Here is a 23,244-nt window from a genome sequence, read left to right as displayed (position 1 = left end):
CCCCACGCGCCGCCATGTCTGCGTTTAGTGCTTTGCGTTGATCGCCTGAGCAGCGTCGATGTTCTCTTGGCCAACGCCTTCGGCAAACTTGGCCCAAACCGGCTTCATCGCTTCAAGCCAAGCTTGGTTTTGCTCTGGTGTCAGTTCACGGATAACACCGCCTGCGTCCACGATCGACTTGCGCGCAGCAAGATCAACTTCGTTCACGGCTGCGTTGCGCTCTTCGGTGACCTCTTTCAAGATCGTGGTCATCTGGTCGCGCACGGCTGGGTCAAGGCTGTCCAGCCAATCAACGGATGCTACGACCATATAGTCCAGCAAGCCATGGTTGGTTTCTGTGGTGCCGTCCTGCACTTCATAGAATTTCTGGCCATAAATGTTTGACCATGTGTTTTCCTGACCGTCCACAACCTTGGTCTGCAACGCGCCATACACTTCCGAAAACGCCATCGGCTGAGGACTTGCGCCCAATGCTTCCATCTGCGCCACGATCACGTCAGACGGCTGCACGCGGAATTTCAAACCCGTTGCATCTTCCGGCATAAGCAACGGCTTGTTGGCCGAAAACTGCTTCATGCCGTTGTGCCAGAACTGCAAACCCTGCAAGCCACGGCGCACCATCGAATCTTTCATCGCTTGGCCGGTGTCCGAGTTTTGGAACTCGTCTACAGCTTCGATGTTTTTAAACATGAAGGGCAGATCGAAAATCTGGAAAACCTTGGTAAAGGCTTCGAATTTCGACAGCGAAGGCGCGGCAAGCTGCACGTCGCCTTGCAGCATCGCCTCAAGCACTTGGTCGTCATCATAAAGGGTCGAGTTCGGGAAAACCTCAACGCAGGCTTTACCGTCCATCTCGGCGTTCACGCGGTCAGCAAACAACTGCGCAGCAATGCCTTTTGGGTGCTTGTCGCCGTTGGTCACATGCGCAAATTTGATGACGACTTCGCCTTCGTCACAGCCTGCGCTGGCAAAAGCTGCGGTTGTTGTCAGCGCCAAAGCGGCGGCAGTCATGGCTAGATTGGTGAATTTCATGTCTCTCTCCCTAGATAACATCGGCCGTTTTCGACCGTTAGGCTGTATAGTCATATGGATTTGTTATGGCTTGTCACGAAAGTTTTATTAAAAACTTGTCTGCGCTTATACAAACATACCCCCTGTTGGCGCGCACAGCGCATACAGAAAGTCCTCCGCCCTCCTTGTTTTTTGGGCGAAGCCATCTACGCCCGCTGCCAGTTTGGCGGCAAACGGCGCAAAAACCAAACCTTTTGCGCTAACATTTCCAAAATCACTGGGGAAATCTTGCCAAACCGCTGGCGAGTTTTCGCCAGCGGTAGAGTGACAGGCCCAAGGCTTTCACCTAGGGCCGCACAGCCCAGGGGCCAAGATCAGGCCTTTGGCGCCATACTGCGCAATTCGTCTGCGCCGATCACACGGCCCTCGGTCGCTGAAATTTGCGCCGCCATGCCCATGACCACAGCCCACCAACCATCGTCCAGCCCTACGTCAGGCTGCGTGCCATTGGCCACTACATCCGCAAAGCCGCGGTGCTGATAGAAGGTCGATCCGTTATGGTCGCCTGCCGCCAGCAGCGATGGGTCCACAGGCACATCCAGCACAATCGGGCCAGCCGGATCACGCGGGCTGACGGTGACCTGCGGCACAGGTGCCGCGCCCAAATGCGCAGGCCAAAACCGGCCCGGCCCCGGCACTTGGCATTCAATCTTACCCTTTGGCCCCACTGCCGAAATCTCTTCCTGATAGCGTGACCCTTCGGCGAACATACACAGCTCTAACATCGCCCGCATGCCGTTTTCGAAATCAACGATCACATAGGCATTGTCCCAGATGTCTGATGTCTCGCCGCCGTACACCTCATCCAGATGGTTCACGGTTTGCCCGCCGGATGCCATAACCCGCACGGGATTACAGCCCGCAACCAACCGCATCAAATCAAAGAAATGGCAGCATTTTTCGACCAGAGTGCCGCCCGAGTTGCGGTTAAAGCGGTTCCAATCGCCGACCTTTTCCAAGAATGGAAAGCGGTGCTCGCGGATGGTCAGCATTTTAATGCCGCCTGTCGCCACCTCGGCCTGCGCGATCAAATGCGCGACTGGCGGCATATAGCGGTACTCCATCGCCACCCAAATCGGCGCAGGGTATGCCGCGCGCAAAGCCTCAAGGCGCGGTGCATCGGCGGGGTCGGTGAACAAGGGTTTTTCACACAAAACCGGCAGCGGGCGAATGGCTGCGATCTCCTCGAGCTGTGCCAAATGCATAAAGTTGGGGCTGACAATCATAAGGCAGTTCACCGCCTCAACCGCCAGCACCTCGGCCACTGACCCGACCATCACCGCATCCGGCGCCAAGGCCTGCGCACGCGCGGCCATATCGGCGTCTGGCTCATAAATCGCCACCACCTCGGCCTGCGGCAACAAAGCGATGTTGCGCAAATGCTCTTGCCCCATCATGCCGCAGCCGATGATGCCATACCGAACCGTTTTCATCCTGATTTCCTCATAATTGACGCATCCTCTAGCGCCGGGTCTCATTTTAAACGCGCAACATACTGCGCGATATCTGGGTCGTACCACGTCACCGAGGCCTCGGCCCGCTGGCCATCTTGCCCCCAACTGACGCGGGTGATCTTTGGCAAGGGCACCCCTGCTTTGTGCGGAAAGTCCGCAGGCACCCAATCGGGGCAAGGCCCCTGGCCAACCCGATCTTCGGCCCGCACAATCCACAGGCCCAACCGTTCCCGGTAATACAAATACAGCGATTCCGAGAGGTCACTTCTGGCAATGGCCTGCGCATAGCTGCCATCCAACCAAATCTCTTCGATCGCCGCCAGCTTGCCCGACAAAAAGCGCAAACGGCGAATGCGGTGCCCTTCGGCGCCGTCCCCGAATGCGGGCAAGCTTGCGTCTTTCACACAGCGGTCCACCGATAAAACACGCGCTGTGGGCAACCCGCCCCCCGCAACCAGTTCCAACCGAAACATCGCATAGACCGAGGCCGGATCGCTGACCGCGCGGATATAGTTGCCCGAGCCCTGCACCCGCACCAACATACCCTTGGCAACCAGTTCCTTTAGGGCCTGCCGCAAGGTCCCAACAGCTATGCCCAACTGCGACGCCATCTCACGTTCGGGCGGCAGCTTTTCCCCATCAATCAACCGCCCAGCCGCAATGTCACGGATCAGCAATTCGCTGATCTGCATGAACATGGGCAAAGAACCTGGGGCTTGCATTGGCGGGTCCAAAATAATTGATACAGTATTGATCTACATCAAATGCGATGCTACGCAAGTGAAAAGCTGAATCTCAGGGAGAGAGAATCAATGACCGTCGTTCCCATCACATCCCCCGATCTGGATGCCGCCGAAGTAAGTTGGTTCGCCGCCCTGTGCTCGGATGATTACCAGTTCCTCGGCCAGCCCGACGGCGCGCTTCGCTCCTCTTGGGAGCATTGCTCGGGTATCGTGAAACGCGCCGAGAGCCACGGCTTTCGCAACATCCTTTGCCCGTCGTCTTACCAAGTCGGCCAAGACACGCTGTCTTTCGTTGCAGGTTGTGCGCCAATCACCGAAAACATCAATTATCTAGCCGCCATTCGCTGCGGCGAGGTGCAGCCGGTTATGCTGGCGCGCACCGTGGCCACGCTGGACCACATGCTAAAAGGTCGGCTGACGCTGAACGTCATTTCTTCGGATTTTCCGGGCGAAGTGGCCGAAAGCAAATTCCGCTATAAGCGCAGCCACGAAGTTGTCGAGATTTTGCGCCAAGCTTGGACCCAAGATCACATCGAATATTCCGGCGACGTTTACCAGATCAGCAAAGTGTCTGCCGACCCGGCCAAGCCGTACCAACAAAACGGCGGCCCTCTGCTCTATTTCGGTGGTTATTCCCCCGATGCGTTGGAACTTTGCGGCGCGCAATGCGACGTTTACCTGATGTGGCCCGAGCCAAAGGACCAATTAGCCCAGCGTATGCGTGACGTTCACGCCCGCGCCGAGGCGCATGGCCGCACACTCGACTACGGTTTGCGCGTTCATATGATTGTGCGTGATACCGAGGCCGAGGCCAAAGAATACGCCGACTACATCGCCAGCAAGCTTGATGACGAATACGGCAAACTGATCCGCGACCGCGCGCATGACAGCATTTCGCTGGGTGTGGCACACCAGTCACGCGCCCGCGAATTGGCCGACCAATTCGGCTATATCGAACCGCATATGTGGACAGGTATCGGCCGCGCCCGTTCGGGCTGTGGTGCTGCCCTTGTCGGCTCGACCGATCAGATTATGTCGAAAATCGAGGAATACCAGAAAATGGGCATCCGCGCGTTCATCTTCTCGGGCTATCCGCATTTGGATGAATGCGATCACTTTGGCACCAAGGTTTTGCCGCAGCTTAAAACCTGCTCATTGCCACATGCTTACGGTCGGGTGCCAGCCAGCACACCGGCCACACCACTTGGAATTGGAGAACGGCGCTAATGGAACGGATTACACTGGGCAAGGTTGAGCTGTCGCGGCTGGTTTATGGCATGTGGCGGCTGGGCGACGATGCCGACACCAGCGCCAAACATGTGCAGGCCAAGATCGAATCCTGCCTTGCCCAAGGCATCACCACCTTTGACCAAGCCGACATCTATGGCGGGTATGAGGCCGAGGCGCTGCTGGGCCATGCCCTGCGTGCGGCCCCGCAGCTGCGCGACAAGATGGAAATCATCACCAAATGCGATATTGTGGCACCGGTTGGCCGCCATTCTGCCGCGCGGGTCAAACACTATGATACCTCGGCCGCGCATATCAATGCGTCTGTTGATGCCAGCCTGAAAGACATGGCGATTGACCATATCGACCTGCTGCTGATCCACCGCCCCGACCCGCTGATGGACCATATGGAAACCGGTGCGGCACTTGATGCTTTGGTCGCATCGGGCAAGGTCCGTGCCGTTGGCGTGTCGAACTTCCGCCCTTGGGATTTCACACTGCTTCAATCGGGCATGAAATCGCCGCTGGTCACCAACCAGATCGAGCTTAGCCTTGTGGCGCATGAGGCGTTTACCAATGGCGACATCGCATTCCACCAAGAGCGCGGCATTGCCCCTATGGCGTGGTCGCCGCTTGCCGGTGGTCGCTTGCTGGCAGAATCGAGTGAGGTCCTGCGCAACCGGTTGACCGAGATTGGCGCCGCACATGGCACCGATTGGTCTGCCGCCGCTGTCGCATGGCTACTGCACCACCCCGCACGGATTATTCCGGTTATGGGCACCAACAGCCTTGCGCGCATCGGCACAATCGGGACGGCGATGGATATCAAACTTGATCGCCAGACATGGTTTGAGCTGTACACGCTCGTCATGGGGCATGAGGTGGCCTGATGACAAACACACCACCATCCGAGACATGCTTTGTCCCTGATGCTAGCCAATCACGCGCGTTTCGTGATGCTTTGGGCTGTTTTGCAACAGGGGTTACGATTGTCACCACCCAAACCGAGCACGGGCCAATGGGCTTTACCGCCAACAGCTTTACGGCTTTGTCGATGGACCCGCCTTTGGTGCTGTGGTCGCCAGCCAAATCTTCGCAGCGTTTCGCGCATTATGCAGATGCGAAACACTATGCGATCCATGTTTTGGCGGATGACCAATCAGACCTGATCCAACGCTTTATTCGCGGCGGTTTAGGGTTTGAAGGCATGTCCTATCACCGCAACGCCGAAGGGGTGCCGCTGATACCCAACACTTTGGCGCGGTTTGAGTGCGAACAAAATGCCACCCATGAGGGAGGCGATCACCTGATCGTCGTGGGTCGTGTGCTACGTTGCGCAATGCGTGACGGCGCACCACTGGTGTTTACAAAAGGTCAGTATGGCGGGTTTACCGCCAACTGAAACGACCCTCGGCCATAAGGCCGGGTGAAATGGGAGGAGAGCGCCATGGGCGCAGTTTTGGGCCTGACCAACGGGCTGGGTGCGGTAAACGCTGCCCTTTTAACACTTGGCCGCCGCATCGGGGCCAGCATGGTCGCCGTTATGGTGATTGTCATTCTGCTGCAGGTGTTTTTTCGCTATGTCCTTGGCAATGCGCTGGCTTGGCCAGAAGAGGCATCGCGTTTCCTGATGCTGTGGATGACGGGCCTTATGGCCCCCACGGCCTTTCGCCGCGGCGGATTTGTGTCGATCGAAATGCTGACCCGTCTTTTGCCCACAGCCGCCTCGGCCATCCTGTCGCTGGTGCTGCTGGGCCTATCGCTTGTCGTGCTGATCGTCGGCGTTAAAATCGGCTGGAGTGAGGTGACAGGCCTTGGCGGGCGCTTTGCAACCGACAGTCTGCACTACCCGACAACCCTTGATTTCAACACCATCCAAAAAGTGCCGAAAAGCTGGATGATGCTTTCGCTCGTCGTTGGCCTCGGCATGTTGATTTCTGTCTGTGTCGAACTCATCCTGCGCAGCCTTATCACCCTTGTTGGGCACGCCGAAAACCTGAATGAGATACCCTATTCCGTAATGGGAGGCGCCGAATAATGCTCTCGCTTTTCTTGCCCCTGTTCCTCGTGCTGCTGCTTCTTGGCTTGCCCGTATTTTTCGGCCTGATCGCCGCCCCTGCAATCCTGTTGTGGATGAACGGACAAGAGCGCGACATCGTGCTGCTGTACCGCAACGTCTATAACGGGATGGACAGCTTTCCGCTGATGGCGATCCCGTTCTTTATGCTGGCCGGTGAGGTGATGAACAAATCCAACATCACCATGCGTCTGGTCGAGTTTTCCCAAGCGATGATGGGCCACCTGCGCGGCGGTTTGGCACATGTAAACGTGCTGTCGTCGATGCTGTTTGCGGGGCTGTCCGGCTCGGCTGTGGCTGATGTTTCGGCGCTCGGCTCTATGCTGATCCCCGCGATGGAAAAACAAGGCTATACCCGCAGCTTTGCTGCAGCGATTACCGCCGCCAGTTCCATCATCGGGCCAATCATTCCGCCCTCAGGCATCATGATTATCTACGCCTATGTGATGGGCGAAAGCGTGGCCGCGCTGTTCCTTGCCGGTATCGTGCCGGGCATTATGATCGGCGGCGGCTTGATGCTGATGATCCACTTCCTCGCCGATAAATACGACCTGCCCGCCCGCACCCAGCGTGCCACATGGGCCCAACGCGGACAGGCCAGCGTCAAGGCAATCTGGCCTTTGATGACCCCTGTCATCATCCTCGGCGGCATCCTCGGCGGCGTCTTTACCCCAACCGAGGCTGCGGCGGTTGCTGTCGGCTATTCTACCCTCATTGGCTTCTTCGTCATGCGCACGCTGAAACTGCGCGATATGCCGGAAATCCTGACCAATGCGGGCATGACATCGGCTGTAGTACTCCTGTTGGTTGGCGCTGCTATGGCGTTCAAAACAGTGGCCAGCCTTAGCCACACGCCCGAACTGCTAGCGCAAATCATCCTTGGCCTGTCTGATAACCCGCTGATTTTGCTGTTCCTTATCAACTTGCTGCTGTTTATCGTCGGCATGTTCCTTGATGCAGGCCCCGCGATCATTATCCTTGGGCCAATCCTCGGGCCGATCTTTACCTCGCTCGGGGTTGACTCGGTGCATTTCGCTATCATCATGGCTGTCAACCTAACCGTAGGCCTGCTGACACCACCGATGGGCCTTGTGCTGTTTGTCACATCCTCGGTCTCGGGCCTGCGTGTCGAAACGATCGCCCGCGCCACATTACCCTTCCTCGCCGTCGAAGTGCTGGTCATCTTTATGATCACTTACATCCCGGCGATCAGCCTTACCGTCCCGCGCTTTTTCGGGTTCGTCCACTGACTACCAAACCACTAGGGAGAGAAGACCACATGAAAAATACGATGAAAACCCTGCTGCTCGCCACATTGTTGGCAGGCACAACCAGCATGGCAATGGCCGAGGCGATCACGTTGCGCGCCACCGCTAACTCGAATGAAAACGACGAAGACTATGACGGTCTAGTTGTCTTTAAAAACTATGTCGAGAACGCCTCGAACGGCGAAATCAAGGTTGAGCTGTTCATCGGCACACAGCTTTGCGCCAAAGGTGATGAATGCCTCGCAGGCGTGGCAGATGGCTCGATTGACGTCTACATTTCCACCTCGGGCGGCGCCGCTGGCCTGTTCCCTTACATTCAGGTTCTCGACCTGCCCTACCTGATGTCGGATGACCGCGTTGCTGAAACCGTGCTGACCAGCACCGATTTCACCTCGAAACTGCGCGGCATGGTTATGGCAGATTCTGGCGATAAAATCCGCCTGATGACCATCGGTAACACCGGCGGCTGGCGCAACTATGCCAACACCAAAAAGCGCGTTCACGGGCCTGCCGATCTTGCTGGCTTGAAAATGCGCACCGTGCCTGCCGATCTGCCACAAGAATCGGCCCGCGCCGTGGGTGCGTCGCCAACCCCGATCGCATGGCCAGAGCTGTTTACCTCACTGCAAACCGGCGTTGTTGAAGGCACAGCAAACGGCATCACCGACATCATGAACATGAAGTTCCCCGATGCCGGCCTGAAGTACCTGACACTTGACGGCCACAGCTATATGGGTGCGTTCTGGTGGATGGGCCAAGACCGTTTTGCCAGCCTGACAGACGCACAAAAGCAAGTGGTTGTTGATGGTTTCGCAGCCCTGCAACAGGCAACTTTCGCCAGCCCGAAACGCAAAGAAATCCAAGCTTATGCTGATTTCAAAGCAGAAGGCGGCGATATCTATGTGCCAACAGCCGATGAAAAGGCAGCCTTCAAAGCCGCCGCTGCACCCGTGTTCGAATGGTTCAAATCGAGCGTAAAAGGCGGCCCAGAAGTTCTGGCCGACTTCACCGCCGCTGTTGACCAAGCGCAAGGCGTCGTAGACGGCGAACGCGCGCTGGAACTGAAATAAGCAGACCTAGGCCTGTTTGAAATTTAGAGCGGCGCGCAGGAAACTGCGCGCCGTTTTTTAATCGGCACCGAAAAGCTGATGTATTCAGGCTGACGCCGTTGCCAATTTGGCCTCAAAGCTGCTCAAAAACCGCTCCATCAAATAGGACATCAACACTGTCATCCCGACATGGCCGATGAATGACGATTGCGTATAGGTTCCGAAATCCATCATAAAACTGCGCCCGATGAACGGGGCCAACATGCCTTGGGCTATAAACCACAACACAAACCCGGCCACGAACCCGGCCAGCCACGTGCGCGCAGGTAGCGCCAACCGCATCACATAAACAAAAAGTCCAAAACCAAGCGACCCGATTGCAAAGTGGATGGGAAACGCCAGAACGTGTGAAATCTGACCACCTGTCAGCTTGGCCGTGATCGCGATGACCAAATTAGAGGGCTGCAAAATCACGCCAAACAGCAGTGGAGAGATCAACCACGCGTAAATTTCGAAAGCAATTTCTCCGATCAGTCCGGCAAGGATGACAGGCAACACAACACTCTGCCGCAGGTGTGGTTTCAAAGATAACATTATGCTCTTTCTAAGGTTAGGTTTTGGTCGCACCTCCCTATGGGTGACCAAAACCATGAGCAATTAACGTTTGATAACACCTGTTCCCAATAAAGTCATAAGGGCGGAGGTCCGGTTGATCCGTAAGATTGGCGGCACACGGGCAGCGCCCACGTTCATAGAAAAAACCGCACAATCCACGGTGCGATGATCGCGGTCAAAACCGCATTCAGCCCCATGCCTATCCCTGCAAACGCCCCTGCAGTTTCATTCACTTGGAACGCCCGCGCCGTGCCGATCCCGTGGGATGCAACCCCAACCGCAAAGCCCCGCGCCTGCCAATTCTTGATCCGCAACAGGTTCAGCAAAGGCGTCGCCATCACCGCCCCCATGATGCCGGTCAAAATCACCAAAACCGCAGTGAGCGTGGGCGAGCCGCCAATCGCCTCGGACACCCCGAGTGCCACAGGCGCAGTCACCGATTTCGGAGCCAAGGACAACAGCACCTCACCCCGCACGCCCATCGCATAGGCAATGCCCAGCGCCGAGACGATCGCAGTGACAGAGCCTGCAACCAGAGCACCGATCATTGGAATGGCCGATGTTTTGATCTTGCCAAGGTTGGCGTAAAGCGGGGCCGCCAAAGCCACCGTGGCAGGGCCAAGCATGAAGTGGACAAACTTTGCCCCTTCAAAATAGGTCGGGTAGGATATGCCAGCCACCCAAAGCAACGAGGCCAGCAAAACAACCGCAATCAGCACCGGATTAACATACGGCCGCCTGCCCGAGGCGCGGAACAAGGCATCGCCCACCGCATAGGCAACCAATGTCGCGGTCAGCCACAGCAGCGGCTCTTGGGCCAGATAGGTCCATATTTCGGGCAGGCTGTTCATATGCGTCCCCCGACCAAGCGCGCCAAGCCCACGAACACCAGCGCCCCCACCGCAATCGACAGCGCGGTACTGACCAAAAGCGCGATAAGGATCGGGAAACCATCCTCGCCCAGCTTATCAAGATGGGCCACAATCCCCACGCCCGCAGGCACGAACAGCAAAGACAGATGCGACAAAAGCCCATGGGTTGTCGGTTGTGCGGCCGCCGCTGCCTTTGGGGCCGCGATAAAGAAGACCAGCAGCAAAACCATGCCTATCACCGGGCCAGGGATAATCAGCCCCAAACCGCGCGACAGGGTTTCGCCCGCCAATTGAAACGCCAAAAGCATGGCAAGATGTACGATCATCCCAAAGCCCCCTTTTTAAACTGCGCCCAAAGCGCCTATTAGCCAAGGGTTAGTCTGCGGCCATGGTAAAAGGCAAATCTTTTGCGGCGGCACGGTACCATTTACGAATGGCCAACCGCTCGGGCTCTTCCATAAAAGACACATTCGCTGGCGGCATCGCCTCGGTCGCGCCGGCTTGAATATAGATCAGCCGCGCATTTTTTGCGATATCGGCGGGGGTTTCCAGCAAGATATTCTTGGGCGCACGGTGGATGCCATCATAGCTCGGCTCCCTCGCATGGCACATCGCACAACGGCCCGGAATGATCGAACTCGCCTCATCAAACCCTGACGCACTTGCAAAAATCTGCTCACGCGGGGTTAGGGCGCGGGCTTCTGAGTCCTCATAGGTATCTTGCATCAAAGGGGCGGTAGACAGCGCCATGATCAAAATAAACAGAACCGTTGTCACCAGCCACGTCCAATGCGGGCCTCTGCCTGTCGCGTGCATCGTGTTGAAATAATGCCGGATCGTGACGCCCATCAAAAACACCAAGGCCGCGATCAGCCAATTATAGTCGGTCGCAAAGGCCAACGGGTAGTGGTTGGACAGCATCAGGAAAATGACTGGCAACGTCAGATAGTTATTATGCGTAGACCGCAGTTTGGCAATCTTACCGTATTTCGCATCGGGCACCTGCCCGTTTTGCAAATCTTTCACCACAATCCGCTGGTTCGGCATGATGATGAAAAACACGTTCGCGGTCATGATCGTCGCGGTAAACGCACCCAGATGCAGCAACGCGGCACGGCCCGTGAATATCTGGTTATAGCCCCACGCCATCACTACCAGCAACACAAACAGCAACACCATCAGCAAGGTCGGCCGGTTGCCAAGCGGGGATTTGCACAGAAAATCATAGATCATCCAGCCCAATGTCAATGAGGCTGCTGAAATCACGATGCCTTGCAGCGCCGAAAGGTCGGCCTTTTGCGCGTCGATCAGGTACAACTCGGCGCCCGCCCAATAGACGATCATCAACAAAGCCGCGCCCGACACCCAGGTCATATAGCTTTGCCATTTGTGCCAGATCAGGTGGTCAGGCATATTCGCTGGCGCGACCAGATATTTCTGGATGTGGTAAAAACCGCCGCCATGGACCTGCCATTCCTCGCCATAGGCACCCTCGGGCATGTTGGGCACCTTACGCAGCCCCAAATCCAGCGCAATAAAGTAGAACGACGCCCCAATCCACGCCATCGCTGTGATGACATGCACCCAACGCACGGCAAACCCCAGCCAATCCCAGATGATCGCCATCTCTTGCATGTCGTTCTCCCTTATTTTCCCTAAGCCTAAACCGTGGCGTGATTTGATTGTATTACAAAAAGACTTCTAGCTGTTTCAAAATAGTACTAACAATAGGCTATGGCATACCTAGACAACATCCGAACCTTTATCCGCGTCTATGAATTGGGCAACATGTCGTCGGCTGCCCGCGATATGCGCATTTCTGCAGCGGTTGCCTCGGCGCGGATTTCGCAGCTAGAGGAACATCTTGGCGTGCGGCTGTTTCAGCGCACCACGCGAATGCTGAACCCGACCGAGCAGGGCAATATCTTTTACCCTGGCGCGCGCAAGATCCTTGAGGCGGTAGACGAGGCCGAAGATGAGGTGAACGAGGTCACGCTGGCTCCGCGCGGTGTGCTGCATGTGTCGGCACCATTGGGCCTTGGCCGCCGGTTGATTGCGCCCGAAGTGGCCGCCTTTCACGCCGAATATCCGCTGATCAAAATCCGCCTACGCCTGTCGGATCGCAAGATCGATCTGGCGACTGAAGGGCTGGATGTTGCGTTCTTTCAAGGCGTGCCCGAAGATTCCAGCCTGCGCATCCGCAAAATCGCCGATTGCGAACGGGTTCTCTGCGCCTCGCCCGCCTATATCGCCCAACGGGGCGACCCGAAAACCATCGCCGCCTTGCGGGCCGAGCATGATTGCCTAAACCTGCGCTACCCCGGCGCACCCGAATTTCAGTGGCCGCTGCAAACCAAAGACGGCGTAAAACGCATAGAGGTGAACGGTCCCTTTGAATGCGATGACGGCGATGTGCTGACCAACTGGGCGCTGCAAGGCCTTGGGATCATTATGAAGCCGCTGTTTGAGGTCGCTGACCATATCAAAGACGGACGCTTGCTGGCCGTGTTGCCGCAGCACCCCCCCGTGCCGATCCAGATGGCCTGCCTCTATTCACACCGCCGCAAACAAGACCCAAAAGCGCGGCTGTTCATTGACTTTATGGTCACCCGCATTACCAAGAACATCGGTGATCTGCGGCTGGACCCTCTGGCCTGATCCTATGCAAACCCCCAAGGAGATCCGATGCTGATAGGCCTGAACCCGCTGCTGTCGCCCGACCTGTTGCACGCGCTCGCCGCGATGGGACACGGCGATGAAATTGCGATTGTGGATAGCAATTTTCCCGCCACATCCTGCGCCAAACGGCTGATCCGGGTGGATGGCATTTCGGCCACGACTGCCCTGGATGCTGTGCTGTCGCTGCTGCCGCTGGACAGTTACGTCGAACACAGCGCCCATGTGATGCAGGTGGTCGGTGATGCCAAGGCCGTGCCCGAGGCGGTTGCCGAATTCACCGCGATCATCGGCGCGCGGGGCCGCGTCGGCTCGGTCGAACGCTTTGCGTTTTATGAACGCGCAAAACGGTGTTTTGCGATTGTGCAAACCGGCGAGGGGCGGCTGTATGGCAACATCATTCTGACCAAAGGGGTCATTCCACCGGCGTAATCGCATCTGGCGGAATAAGCTCATTCCCCCGCAAAGACCCCAAAAGCGTGGCCTTGGACGTTCGAAGATGCGCCAGGGCCGCCGCAACCGCTGCAACCTCATCCCCAGCTTTCAGCGCAGAAATCAGCGTCAGATGCTCGGCAATCGCGGCCTCATTCCGATGCCGTTCCATCCGCTTGTCCCACTGGTAATGATAGTGGAAAATCAACGAGATGCTTTTCTGAAACTGCGACACAAAGCGGTTTTCGACAACTGAATTCAGCGCCAAGTGAAACGCACCGTCCAGCCGCGAGAAATCATGGAAATCGGTGTCGATGCGCTCGGCAAGATCGTGATGCTGATGCTCTAGCGCGTCCAACTCTGGCCAGATCGCGTGGGTTTTGGGCAGGTGCACCAGCTTGCGCACCGCGTTCAGCTCCAACAGCACGCGCAGCTCGGACAGTTCAATCGCATAGCTGGCGGTAAACCCCAGCAACAGCCAGCCCCCGCGCGGCCTGCGCGCGACCAACCCCGATTGGCTAAGACCGGACAGAAACTCTTGCAGCGCATGCGGCGGCACCGAAAACTCCTTGGCCAGCTTTGCCACATTCAACGGCGTACCCGCCGGCACATCAAAGCGCAAAACCCATTCCAGAAAGCGCCGTTCCAGCATATCACGCGGTACATAATCCCCACGCAATGGCAGCCGGTCCTCCTTGACCGGCAAGCGCAGAATGGTTTTGCTGCGCCCCTGCCATCGCACTATACCCCCATCGCACAGCGCCGTAAGGACCGCTCTTACAATCGTACGGCTTACCTTTAGACGCTCGGCCAGCGCCGTTTCGGCAACCAGGCTGTCGCCAACCTTATGTTGGGCGATCAAGGTTAAGCAGTCGTTAAACGCTGTTCTAAACCGTTCATCAGTACGCGCCATTTGCCGCCTCGCATCCGTAGTCTGAATGTTTTTTGTATAGAAAGATTAAAAACAATAGGCAAGGCCGCGCTGCCCTGCTTAACTGTGCCCAAGATGAAAATCTAAATTCAGCGGTAGGGGAGGACCAATGGATCAGCAACGCGAAACCATGCAGTGCGGCATTTGCACCGCCCCCACTCGTTGTGAGGTGCTGGGACTAAAGTCTTTGCCCGCGCGGTTACCTGAACGGGTCGCCAAGCGCGCTGCAACCCTCAACGTAATCGTCGTTTTTTCGACCGAGGAGGCCGCATGACCGAACTGGTCCGCATGACGGGTATCGACAAGCATTTCCCCGGCGTTCATGCGCTAAAATCTGTGCAGTTTGATCTGAAAGCCGGTGAGGTTCACGCCCTAATGGGTGAAAATGGCGCTGGAAAATCGACGTTGATGAAGGTGATGTCGGGCATTTACCAACCCGATGGCGGCAGCATTGCGGTGGGCGGAAAAACCGTCACCATCAATGGCCCCCGCGCCGCCCAAGACCTTGGGATCGGAATTATTCACCAAGAACTGGCCTTGATGAATGATCTATCCGTCGCGCAAAACATCTTTATTGGCCGCGAACCCCGCCTGCGGTTTGGCCGCTTGGATGAGGCGGCGCTGAATGCCCAAGCCGAGGCGATTTTTGCCGCGATGAACGTCCATATCGACCCCCGCTCCGAGGTGCGCAGCCTGTCGGTAGCCAAGCAACAGATGGTTGAAATTGCCAAGGCACTGTCGTTCAAATCCAGCGTTTTGATTATGGACGAGCCCACCGCCGCGCTGAATGATGCAGAAACGAATGAGCTGTTTACCATCATCCGCCAACTGAAATCCGAAGGCGTGGGCGTGGTGTATATCAGCCATAAAATGGATGAGATTAAGCGTATTTCCGACCGTGTCACCGTGATGCGCGATGGGGCCTATATCGGCAGCGTGCAGGCCAAGGATACCCCGATCAACACGATTATTTCGATGATGGTGGGCCGCGAATTGGAGCAAGTTCACGTTGATATTCCTGATTTAACAGACGCCCCCATGGCGCTTGAGGTGAAAAACCTGAACCGGGGGCGGCTTGTCCGCAATGTCAGCTTTACCCTGAAACAGGGTGAGATTTTGGGCTTTGCCGGCCTGATGGGCGCAGGCCGAACCGAGGTGGCCCGTGCAATTTTCGGGGCCGACAAACGCGAAAGCGGTGAGATTTTGGTGCATGGCAAGCCTGTGCAGATTAGCACCCCAAAGGATGCGGTGGCCGCAGGGATTGGCTATCTGTCCGAGGATCGCAAGCATTTCGGCCTCGCCCTCGGGCTAGACCTGCGCGACAACATCGCGATGGCCAGCCTGCCGCGTTTTGGCAACCGTCTTGGCGTGATAAATGATGCCGAGCTGGGCACCACGGCCGATAGCTATATCAAAACCCTGTCCATCCGCACGCCTTCGGCGCGGCAAGAGGTACGGCTGCTGTCGGGGGGCAACCAGCAAAAGGTGGTCATCGCGAAATGGCTGCTGCGCGATTGTGACATTCTGATTTTTGACGAACCCACGCGCGGCATTGATGTCGGCGCCAAGGCCGAGATTTACAAGCTGCTGCAATCGCTTGCGGCACAGGGCAAGGCCGTGATCGTGATCAGCGCCGAACTGCCCGAGGTGTTACGCCTGTCACACCGCATCGCCGTGATGTGCGAAGGCCGCTTGACCGGCATTTTGCCGGGCGGGCCGGGTACCAGCCAAGAAGAGATTATGCATTTGGCCACTTTGCGTGCCGATGAACCTACAGGAGCCACAGCATGACAACTGCCCCAGCACTCTCTGCCAAAGCCAAACCCAAAGCCAACGGTGCGCAGCAAAAACTCTGGGCCTTTGCCAGTTTGATCGTGCTCTTGGTGTTTTTCAGCGTAGCCTCGCCCAACTTTATGCAAACCTCAAACATCCTCGCGATTTTGCAGGCGACGTCGGTGAATGGCGTGCTGGCGATTGCGGCGACATTGGTGATTATCACCGGCGGGATTGACCTATCGGTCGGCACGCTGATGACGTTTACCGCCGTGATTGCGGGCGTGGTGTTGACCTATGCCGGCCTGCCCTTTGCGGTGGGTGTTGTGGCGGCAGTGGCTGCCGGCGCAGGTTGCGGGCTGATTTCGGGCACGCTGGTCGCCAAAATGAAGGTGCCGCCGTTTATCGCAACCTTGGGGATGATGCTGATCCTTAAGGGCCTGTCGCTGGTGATTTCAGGCACCAAGCCAATCTATTTCAACGACACACCGGGGTTTGATCAAATTTCCACCGGCTCCTTGGTGGCAACGCTTATTCCATCGGTGCCGCTGCCGAATGGTGTGCTGATCCTATTCCTGCTGGCGCTGGCGATTGGCTATGTGCTGAACCGTACGGTGCTGGGCCGCTATTGCTTTGCGCTTGGGTCGAATGAAGAGGCGGTGCGCCTGTCGGGCGTCAATGCAGATGGCTGGAAAATGGCGATCTATGCGCTGGCTGGCGGGATTTGCGGCATCGCAGGGCTGATCATCGCCTCACGCCTGAACTCGGCGCAGCCAGCGCTGGGGCTGGGGTACGAGCTGGACGCGATTGCCGCCGTGGTAATCGGCGGCACGTCGCTGGCCGGTGGCCGAGGGTCGGTGCTGGGCACCATCATCGGCGCGCTGATTATGTCGGTTTTGCTGAACGGACTGCGCATCATGTCGGTCGCGCAGGAATGGCAAACCGTTGTCACCGGGTCGATCATCATCATCGCGGTTTACGCCGATATGATGCGGCGGCGCGGATTAAGTTAACAAACGAAGAAATAGGGCCAACCTATTCGCACACGCATATCAAAACCAATCTAACGGGAGAGAGAACCATGATGAACAGAAGAACCCTTTTCGCGGCTGTCAGCGCCACGGCCCTGCTTGCCACCACCAGCTTTGGCCTTGCCCAGGACAAGCCCTATATCGCGCTGATTTCCAAAGGCTTTCAGCACCAGTTCTGGCAGGCTGTAAAGGCCGGCGCAGATAAGGCGGCCACCGAGTTTGACGTGACAGTCACCTTTGAAGGCCCCGACAGCGAAACCCAAGTTGATAAGCAAATGGATATGTTGGCCGCCGCTTTGGCCAAAAAACCTGTTGCGATCGGTTTTGCCGCACTTGATAGCCAAGCCGCCATTCCAATGCTACGCAAAGCGCAAGAGGCTGGCATTCCGATTGTGGCCTTCGACTCTGGCGTAGACAGCGACATTCCGGTCGCAACCGCCACCACCGATAACGCCGCTGCTGCTGGCCTTGCCGCCGATAAAATGGCCGAACTGATTGGCGATGCTGGCAAAGTGGCGCTTGTCGTGCATGACCAAACCTCGCGCACCGGCATTGACCGCCGCGATGGTTTTGTGAACCGCATTAAGGAAAAGCACCCGAATATCGAGATCGTCGATATCCAATACGGCGGCGGCGACCAGCTGCAATCGACCGAGATCACCAAGGCGATCCTCACCGCGCATCCCGACCTAAAAGGCGTGTTCGGGGCCAACGAAGGCTCGGCCATTGGTGTATTGAACGCGGTCAAAGAAACCGGCCGCTCGGAAGTCGTCATCATCGGTTACGATTCTGGTGCTGCGCAAAAAGCGGCGATTGCCGAAGGCACGATGGCTGGTGCTATCACGCAAAACCCTGTGGGCATTGGCTATGAAACCGTCAAGGCGGCGCTCATGGCATCCAAGGGTGAGGCGGTGCCAAAGCTGATCGATACCGGCTTCTACTGGTATGACAAAAACAATATGGCCGATCCTGAAATCGCCGCTGTTTTGTACGATTGATCTAAATGGGGTGGCCTTTGTGCGCATGGGCCGCCCTTATTTTCTAGGAGCGAATGATGGACTTGGGTCTGAAAGACAAAGTTGTGATTGTGACCGGCGGCGGTGCTGGCATCGGTGGCGCGATCAGCCGTGGCCTGGCGGCAGAAGGGGCCATTCCGGTTATCTTTGCCCGCAGCAAACCCGATCCGGAATTCATGGCCGCCCTGCAAGCGCAGGTGCCTGCCTGCGATTGGGTACAGGTAGAATTGTCGCAAGATGATCAGGTCCGCGCCGCTGTTGACGCCACGCGCAAACGGTGGGGCCAAGTTTACGGGCTGGTCAATAACGCCGGAAATAATGACGGCGTAGGGCTAGAAGCGGGGCCAGACGCGTTTCGCGCCTCGCTCGATAATAACCTCGTGCATTGCTACCTGCTCGTGCATCTTTTGGTGGGCGATCTGAAGGCCAGCAAAGGCGCGATTGTGAATATATCGTCCAAAACGGCCGTGACGGGGCAAGGCAACACCTCGGCCTATGTCGCGGCCAAGGCGGCGCAGCTGGGGCTGACGCGCGAATGGGCGGCGGCACTGGCGGCGGATGGCGTGCGCGTAAACGCCGTTATTCCGGCCGAGGTGATGACCCCGCTCTATGACCGCTGGCTGAAATCACTGGATGATCCGACTGCAAAACTGGCCGAGATTACCGCCCGCATTCCCCTAGAAGGGCGCATGACGCTGGATGATGAAATCGCTGCGACGACCGTTTTTACCCTGTCGCCCCGCGCGGGCCATACCACGGGGCAATGGCTGTTTGTCGATGGCGGCTATACCCACCTAGACCGCTCGCTTTCTACGCTTTCCCCCCACGCCTAAAGGTGGCCCATGACCAACCAAACCAGCATCCGCCTGCACGTTGAAGACAATGTTGATATCGCTCTTGCCGATCTTACGGCGGGCGACGCCACTGGCGGCTACACAGTCTCCGAGGGTGTAAAGCGCGGCCATAAAATCGCCAACCAAGCGATTGCAGCGGGCGAAAATATCCGCCGCTATGGCCAGATCATCGGCGCTGCTACCTGTGATATTGCGCAAGGCGCCCATGTGCATGTGCAAAACCTTGCAATGGCCGATCACGCGCAGGACTACGCCTTTGGGATGCAAGCCACCCCCCTGCCCGCGATAACGGAACAGCGCGTGTTCCAAGGCTATCGCCGCAGTGATGGCCGGTCTGGCACGCGCAACTATTTGGGCGTTTTGACATCAGTTAACTGCTCTGGCTCGGTCGCGCGGTTCATCGCGGAAGAAGCTGAGAAAACCGATTGGTTCCGCGCGTTGAAAAACGTCGATGGCATTGTGCCAATCGTCCACAGTTCCGGCTGCGGTATGTCGGGTGAGAATGAGGGGTACGACACCCTATTTCGCACCTTGCAAGGCTATGCCCGCAACCCCAATTTTGCGGGTATTCTGCTGGTGGGGTTGGGGTGTGAAGTGATGCAGATCCCCGATCTGATCGGTGCGGCACGGATGCGCGATGATGGCAATTTTCGCTATATGACCATTCAGCAAACCGGCGGCACGCGGCGCACGGTGGAGCGCGGAGTCGAAATGCTGCGCGAAATGGCAATCAAGGCGGATGCCTGCACGCGTGAACCTATTTCGGTTTCCGAGTTGGTAATTGGCATGCAATGTGGTGGGTCAGATGGCTATTCCGGCATTACGGCCAATCCCGCGCTGGGGGTCGCCTCGGACCTGTTGGTGCGCCATGGTGGCACGACGATCCTATCAGAAACATCCGAGATTTACGGCGCCGAACACCTGCTGACGCGCCGCGCCGTGACGCCCGAAATAGGACAAAAACTGGTCGATCGAATCCACTGGTGGGAAGATTACACCGCCCGCAACAAGGGCGAGATGAACAACAACCCCAGCCCTGGCAACAAGCGCGGCGGGCTAACGACCATTTTGGAAAAATCGCTGGGGGCGGTGGCTAAAGGTGGGTCTGCGCCATTGGCGGGCGTGTATTTATTCGCCGAGCCAATCACCCAAAAGGGCTTTGTTTTCATGGACAGCCCCGGCTATGACCCGTGTTCTGTAACGGGCCAAGTGGCCTCGGGCGCGAACCTGATTGTGTTTACCACAGGGCGCGGGTCGGTTTCCGGCTATAAACCCGTTCCCTGTATCAAAGTGGCGACCAACACCGACATGTTCACCCGCATGGAAGAAGACATGGACCTTAACACCGGCGACATCATCGACCGCGATGTCAGCCTTGCTGCCAAAGGTGCCGAAATGTTTGAGCTGTTTATTCGCGTGGCATCAGGTGAGATTACGAAATCCGAAGGCTTGGGGTTTGGCGGGGCAGAGTTTGTTCCGTGGCAAATTGGGGCGGTGATGTAGATTGGAGTTTCTAGATACGCATCAACACCTTATCTACCGCGACGAACTTAGCTACGGCTGGGTCGAAACGCATCAGACCTTGTCAAACGGCAGCTACACACTGGCCGATTATGACGCGTTGACCAAGGATAAAGGCATCATCGGCACCCTCTTTATGGAAGCCGATGCAGATGAGGCCGACTATCAAAACGAGGCGCGCTTGATCGTCGGCTTGATCGGTGGGCGGTTGTTGGGCCAAGTCGCGGCCTGCCGCCCCGAGACCGATGCAGGCTTTGACGCGTGGCTGGAGGAAGCGCCCGATCTTGGCATCAAAGGCTATCGCCGCATTCTGCACGAATCCCCCGATGACCTGTCGCGCGGGGAAACCTTTCGCCGAAACCTGCGCAAAATCGGGGCCAAAGGTCTGCCGTTTGACCTGTGCTTCCTTGCCCGCCAACATGGTGTGGCCGAGGAATTACTGCGGGCCTGTGATGACCAAGTCTTTGTGCTCGACCACTGCGGCGTGCCCGATATTGCGGGCGGCGGCTTTACGCCTTGGGCGGCGTCAATGCGGCGCTTGGCGGCATTCCCGAACCTGAATTGCAAACTGTCCGGTATCACCGCCTATTGCGCGCCGGACAAGTTTGAAACCGATGACCTTGCCCCTTGGGTCGCCCATGTGCTGGATTGTTTTGGCCCCGACCGGATTGTTTGGGGCAGCGATTGGCCAGTGGCAAACCTCGGTGCGGGCATGCCCAAATGGATCGACCAAAGCCGCGCACTGCTGGCCGCCCTTAGCCCGGATGAAGCCGAAGCGATTGCGCAGCACAATGCCCGCCGCATCTATAGGCTAGCCGCCTAAGACGCCTGCGCAATCAAGCTGCGCACCCAGCGCGCTGCGGCATAGGTGGCGGGCAAGCCCAAGGGCAGGCAGCCCAATCGCTTGGGTTAAAAGACCCAACATAAATAGGTTAATCGACACGGCCGAGGTGGCAAAAGGCCAAAGCAGCGCCCCCAAAACCCACAAGCTTTTAGTGGCTGGTGCCGTCGCTAAAGGTGATTTTGTTCCAGACATTATACTTCCCCGAAGGCTTGCGCATCGGCAGCCGTTTTACTTCTGCAAAGGTTTTCGCATCATAGACAATCACCGCGCCTTCATCTTCTCAGATAGAGACCAGCGCGTAACGGCCATCCTTGGTAAATTCAGTATGCGCCACAGTTTTACCCGGTGCCGGATCAAGCGTGCGGACAATTTCAAGGCTTTCTTTATCAATGATATGCATCTTGCCTTTGTTCGGGCCAAAAAACACATCGGCCCAGACGTAAGCTGAGTTTTCATGGCTGCGCAGGAAAAACCCCGGCCCTTCCATCTGAATGGTTTTCACCAGCTTAAAGGTTTCAAGGTCGATCACCGACAGCACACCTTCTTGCAAATGCGGCGTGGCCATAACCTTGCGCCCGTGGCTGGTCCAAGTGATGCCCGACCCTAGATGCGGCATACCGGGCAAGGGCAGCTCGGCAATCTCATGCCCGACAACCATATTAACGACCACACCTTTGTTACCATCGCGGTTGGTGCCGATCAGGTTTTGGTAATCGGGGGTGAAAAAGAAGTCATCCAAAGGCGCGTTAATCTTAATCCTGCGGCGGGCGAAAAGACCCTTCTCGGCGGCAAGGCCTTCCTCCATCGATTTTTCATGGCTATGGACGAAACCGTCATAAAACGGGCCCGCGTTGGGGTTGGTCGCGACCTCCCAAATCTCGGGCACATCCTTTAGCGCCAGAACAAAGCTGTTGCGCTGCGGGGCTTGGTACACGGCGGAAACGCGGCTTGGCGTGCCGTCATGGCCTGCCACATTGATCACTTTCACCACACTTAGATCATCGGTGGCAAGAATGGTCAGCGTGCGCGGCAAATAATTGGCAACAGCCAACCATTTGCCATCACGGCTCATCGCGATATTGCGCGAGTTAAGGCCTGCGCGCACGCGGCCCACCTGTTGCAGCGACCAGATGTCGTATTTCTGCACCCAACCATCGCGCGACATAATGAACACATAGCGGCCATCGGGGCTGAACTTTGGCCCGCCATGCACGGCAAACGGGGTTTCAAACCGGTCGAGCACGTCGAATGTGTCGCCATCCAAGACCGAGACATGGTGGTCGCCGGTTTCCACAACCAGCGTGATATTCGTCGGGTCGGCCTTGAAAACCGGCGCCGTGGCGGGGGTGTAACCGGTCGATGACCCTTGCAGTTACCCATAAGTGTCTGGCGGCGACGTTGCGATGCGGGCTCCCTCGACGAGATCGGCTAGGCGTGAGAAGCCTCGCCATATGACGGTCGTCCCCGGCGGCGTGTCGGAAGCGCGATCGAGATAACCACCGAGCCGCGCGACCGCCCTGACATAGAAATCAAGATTGCGCGGCGCTTGTCGCTTTCTTTCCGGTGTAGCCTGTTCGAGCATGTGGCGCTCGGTTTCGGTGAATACTGCAGTCGGCGCTGCTTCCGGTGCCTCGCGGCTCAGCATCGTCAGCCATGACACGCGCCAGGCCACGACGCAGCACAACGCGATGCAGTTGGCCAGGCGATCGGCCGTGGCCAAGCGCATCTCTTCGATCCGGCACCCGGTTTTCAGGGTCCGAAAGAAGGTCTCGATCTTCCAGCGCAGCGCG

General features: G+C 57.2%; 24 protein-coding genes and 1 pseudogene. 15 read left to right on the top strand and 10 right to left on the bottom strand.

Features of this window, described 5'->3' with window-relative positions; genetic code table 11:
• Positions 1-24 precede the first annotated feature (24 nt).
• From ACEN2J_RS03695 to ACEN2J_RS03685, 3 genes are all read right to left on the bottom strand, one after another.
• Positions 25-1,032, bottom strand: coding sequence for a DctP family TRAP transporter solute-binding subunit (locus ACEN2J_RS03695; protein WP_442103390.1), 1,008 nt, complete (start codon positions 1,030-1,032; stop codon positions 25-27).
• Positions 1,033-1,385: 353 nt separating this feature from the next.
• A complete protein-coding gene (locus ACEN2J_RS03690) occupies positions 1,386-2,504 on the bottom strand; it encodes a Gfo/Idh/MocA family protein (protein ID WP_442103388.1) in 1,119 nt (372 codons plus the stop codon).
• Positions 2,505-2,545: 41 nt separating this feature from the next.
• The gene (locus ACEN2J_RS03685; protein ID WP_442103387.1) at positions 2,546-3,247 is read right to left on the bottom strand and encodes a GntR family transcriptional regulator; all 702 of its coding nucleotides are present in this window, start codon (positions 3,245-3,247) and stop codon (positions 2,546-2,548) included.
• Positions 3,248-3,337: 90 nt separating this feature from the next.
• On the opposite strand from ACEN2J_RS03685, the gene ACEN2J_RS03680 reads away from it, so the two are divergent.
• The 6 genes from ACEN2J_RS03680 to dctP are packed head-to-tail and all read left to right on the top strand — an operon-like array spanning position 3,338 to position 8,910.
• Positions 3,338-4,495, top strand: coding sequence for an LLM class flavin-dependent oxidoreductase (locus tag ACEN2J_RS03680; protein WP_442103385.1), 1,158 nt, complete (start codon positions 3,338-3,340; stop codon positions 4,493-4,495).
• A complete protein-coding gene (locus tag ACEN2J_RS03675) occupies positions 4,495-5,385 on the top strand; it encodes an aldo/keto reductase (protein ID WP_442103383.1) in 891 nt (296 codons plus the stop codon). Before ACEN2J_RS03680 ends, ACEN2J_RS03675 begins: the two co-directional genes overlap by 1 nt.
• A complete protein-coding gene (locus ACEN2J_RS03670; RefSeq protein ID WP_442103381.1) occupies positions 5,385-5,897 on the top strand; it encodes a flavin reductase family protein in 513 nt (170 codons plus the stop codon). Before ACEN2J_RS03675 ends, ACEN2J_RS03670 begins: the two co-directional genes overlap by 1 nt.
• A 45-nt stretch (positions 5,898-5,942) precedes the next feature.
• Positions 5,943-6,533 (top strand): TRAP transporter small permease, encoded by a 591-nt coding sequence (locus ACEN2J_RS03665; protein WP_442103379.1) that lies wholly within the window; start codon positions 5,943-5,945, stop codon positions 6,531-6,533.
• Positions 6,533-7,822: a TRAP transporter large permease gene (locus tag ACEN2J_RS03660; RefSeq protein WP_442103377.1), complete on the top strand. Its 1,290-nt coding sequence runs from the start codon at positions 6,533-6,535 to the stop codon at positions 7,820-7,822. Before ACEN2J_RS03665 ends, ACEN2J_RS03660 begins: the two co-directional genes overlap by 1 nt.
• 29 nt (positions 7,823-7,851) lie before the next feature.
• Positions 7,852-8,910 carry a TRAP transporter substrate-binding protein DctP gene (dctP, locus tag ACEN2J_RS03655; RefSeq protein WP_442103375.1) on the top strand — a complete coding sequence of 353 codons (1,059 nt, stop codon included), beginning with the start codon at positions 7,852-7,854 and terminating at the stop codon, positions 8,908-8,910.
• Positions 8,911-8,994: 84 nt separating this feature from the next.
• Here dctP and ACEN2J_RS03650 read toward each other — a convergent pair whose 3' ends face one another.
• From ACEN2J_RS03650 to ACEN2J_RS03635, 4 genes are all read right to left on the bottom strand, one after another.
• Positions 8,995-9,483: a hypothetical protein gene (locus ACEN2J_RS03650; RefSeq protein ID WP_442103374.1), complete on the bottom strand. Its 489-nt coding sequence runs from the start codon at positions 9,481-9,483 to the stop codon at positions 8,995-8,997.
• 155 nt (positions 9,484-9,638) lie between these two features.
• The gene (locus tag ACEN2J_RS03645; protein ID WP_442103372.1) at positions 9,639-10,355 is read right to left on the bottom strand and encodes an LrgB family protein; all 717 of its coding nucleotides are present in this window, start codon (positions 10,353-10,355) and stop codon (positions 9,639-9,641) included.
• Positions 10,352-10,702, bottom strand: a complete 351-nt coding sequence (locus tag ACEN2J_RS03640) for a CidA/LrgA family protein (protein WP_442103370.1) — start codon at positions 10,700-10,702, stop codon at positions 10,352-10,354. The genes ACEN2J_RS03645 and ACEN2J_RS03640 overlap by 4 nt, the downstream gene beginning before the upstream one ends.
• A gap of 49 nt (positions 10,703-10,751) precedes the next feature.
• The gene (locus ACEN2J_RS03635) at positions 10,752-12,011 is read right to left on the bottom strand and encodes a urate hydroxylase PuuD (RefSeq protein WP_442103369.1); all 1,260 of its coding nucleotides are present in this window, start codon (positions 12,009-12,011) and stop codon (positions 10,752-10,754) included.
• A 99-nt stretch (positions 12,012-12,110) separates the two neighbouring features.
• On the opposite strand from ACEN2J_RS03635, the gene ACEN2J_RS03630 reads away from it, so the two are divergent.
• Both ACEN2J_RS03630 and ACEN2J_RS03625 read left to right on the top strand, forming a co-directional pair.
• Positions 12,111-13,034 (top strand): LysR family transcriptional regulator, encoded by a 924-nt coding sequence (locus ACEN2J_RS03630; RefSeq protein ID WP_442103367.1) that lies wholly within the window; start codon positions 12,111-12,113, stop codon positions 13,032-13,034.
• A gap of 27 nt (positions 13,035-13,061) precedes the next feature.
• Positions 13,062-13,484 (top strand): RbsD/FucU family protein, encoded by a 423-nt coding sequence (locus ACEN2J_RS03625; RefSeq protein WP_442103366.1) that lies wholly within the window; start codon positions 13,062-13,064, stop codon positions 13,482-13,484.
• Here the strand turns inward: ACEN2J_RS03625 and ACEN2J_RS03620 are convergent.
• Positions 13,468-14,397, bottom strand: a complete 930-nt coding sequence (locus ACEN2J_RS03620) for a GntR family transcriptional regulator (RefSeq protein ID WP_442103364.1) — start codon at positions 14,395-14,397, stop codon at positions 13,468-13,470. The genes ACEN2J_RS03625 and ACEN2J_RS03620 overlap by 17 nt on opposite strands.
• Positions 14,398-14,524: 127 nt before the next feature.
• On the opposite strand from ACEN2J_RS03620, the gene ACEN2J_RS03615 reads away from it, so the two are divergent.
• The 7 genes from ACEN2J_RS03615 (at position 14,525) to ACEN2J_RS03585 (ending at position 21,433) form a co-directional block, all read left to right on the top strand.
• Entirely contained in the window at positions 14,525-14,689 is a 165-nt protein-coding gene (locus ACEN2J_RS03615) for a hypothetical protein (protein WP_442103362.1), read from the top strand.
• A complete protein-coding gene (locus ACEN2J_RS03610) occupies positions 14,686-16,206 on the top strand; it encodes a sugar ABC transporter ATP-binding protein (RefSeq protein ID WP_442103360.1) in 1,521 nt (506 codons plus the stop codon). Before ACEN2J_RS03615 ends, ACEN2J_RS03610 begins: the two co-directional genes overlap by 4 nt.
• Positions 16,203-17,201 carry an ABC transporter permease gene (locus tag ACEN2J_RS03605; protein WP_442103358.1) on the top strand — a complete coding sequence of 333 codons (999 nt, stop codon included), beginning with the start codon at positions 16,203-16,205 and terminating at the stop codon, positions 17,199-17,201. The genes ACEN2J_RS03610 and ACEN2J_RS03605 overlap by 4 nt, the downstream gene beginning before the upstream one ends.
• Before the next feature lie 71 nt (positions 17,202-17,272).
• Complete coding sequence (locus ACEN2J_RS03600) at positions 17,273-18,217, top strand: ABC transporter substrate-binding protein (RefSeq protein ID WP_442103356.1); 945 nt, start codon at positions 17,273-17,275, stop codon at positions 18,215-18,217.
• A gap of 56 nt (positions 18,218-18,273) precedes the next feature.
• Positions 18,274-19,068, top strand: a complete 795-nt coding sequence (locus tag ACEN2J_RS03595; protein WP_442103355.1) for an SDR family oxidoreductase — start codon at positions 18,274-18,276, stop codon at positions 19,066-19,068.
• Positions 19,069-19,077: 9 nt separating this feature from the next.
• Complete coding sequence (locus ACEN2J_RS03590) at positions 19,078-20,592, top strand: UxaA family hydrolase (protein WP_442103353.1); 1,515 nt, start codon at positions 19,078-19,080, stop codon at positions 20,590-20,592.
• 1 nt (position 20,593) lies between these two features.
• Complete coding sequence (locus tag ACEN2J_RS03585) at positions 20,594-21,433, top strand: amidohydrolase family protein (RefSeq protein WP_442103351.1); 840 nt, start codon at positions 20,594-20,596, stop codon at positions 21,431-21,433.
• Between the two features lie 169 nt (positions 21,434-21,602).
• Here the strand turns inward: ACEN2J_RS03585 and ACEN2J_RS03580 are convergent.
• Together ACEN2J_RS03580 and ACEN2J_RS03575 are read right to left on the bottom strand one after the other, a co-directional pair.
• Positions 21,603-22,805 (bottom strand): annotated as a pseudogene (locus tag ACEN2J_RS03580) (cytochrome D1 domain-containing protein); the annotation flags it as partial.
• Between the two features lie 21 nt (positions 22,806-22,826).
• On the bottom strand, positions 22,827-23,244 hold a 418-nt coding region (locus ACEN2J_RS03575), incomplete at its 5' end, for an IS4 family transposase (RefSeq protein ID WP_442103349.1).

Origin of the sequence: Pseudorhodobacter sp. W20_MBD10_FR17, from assembly GCF_052119765.1 — a bacterium.
Classification (GTDB): domain Bacteria; phylum Pseudomonadota; class Alphaproteobacteria; order Rhodobacterales; family Rhodobacteraceae; genus Pseudorhodobacter.
Note: the sequence above shows the minus strand (reverse complement) of the source record. Positions and strands in the feature narration are given on the sequence as shown.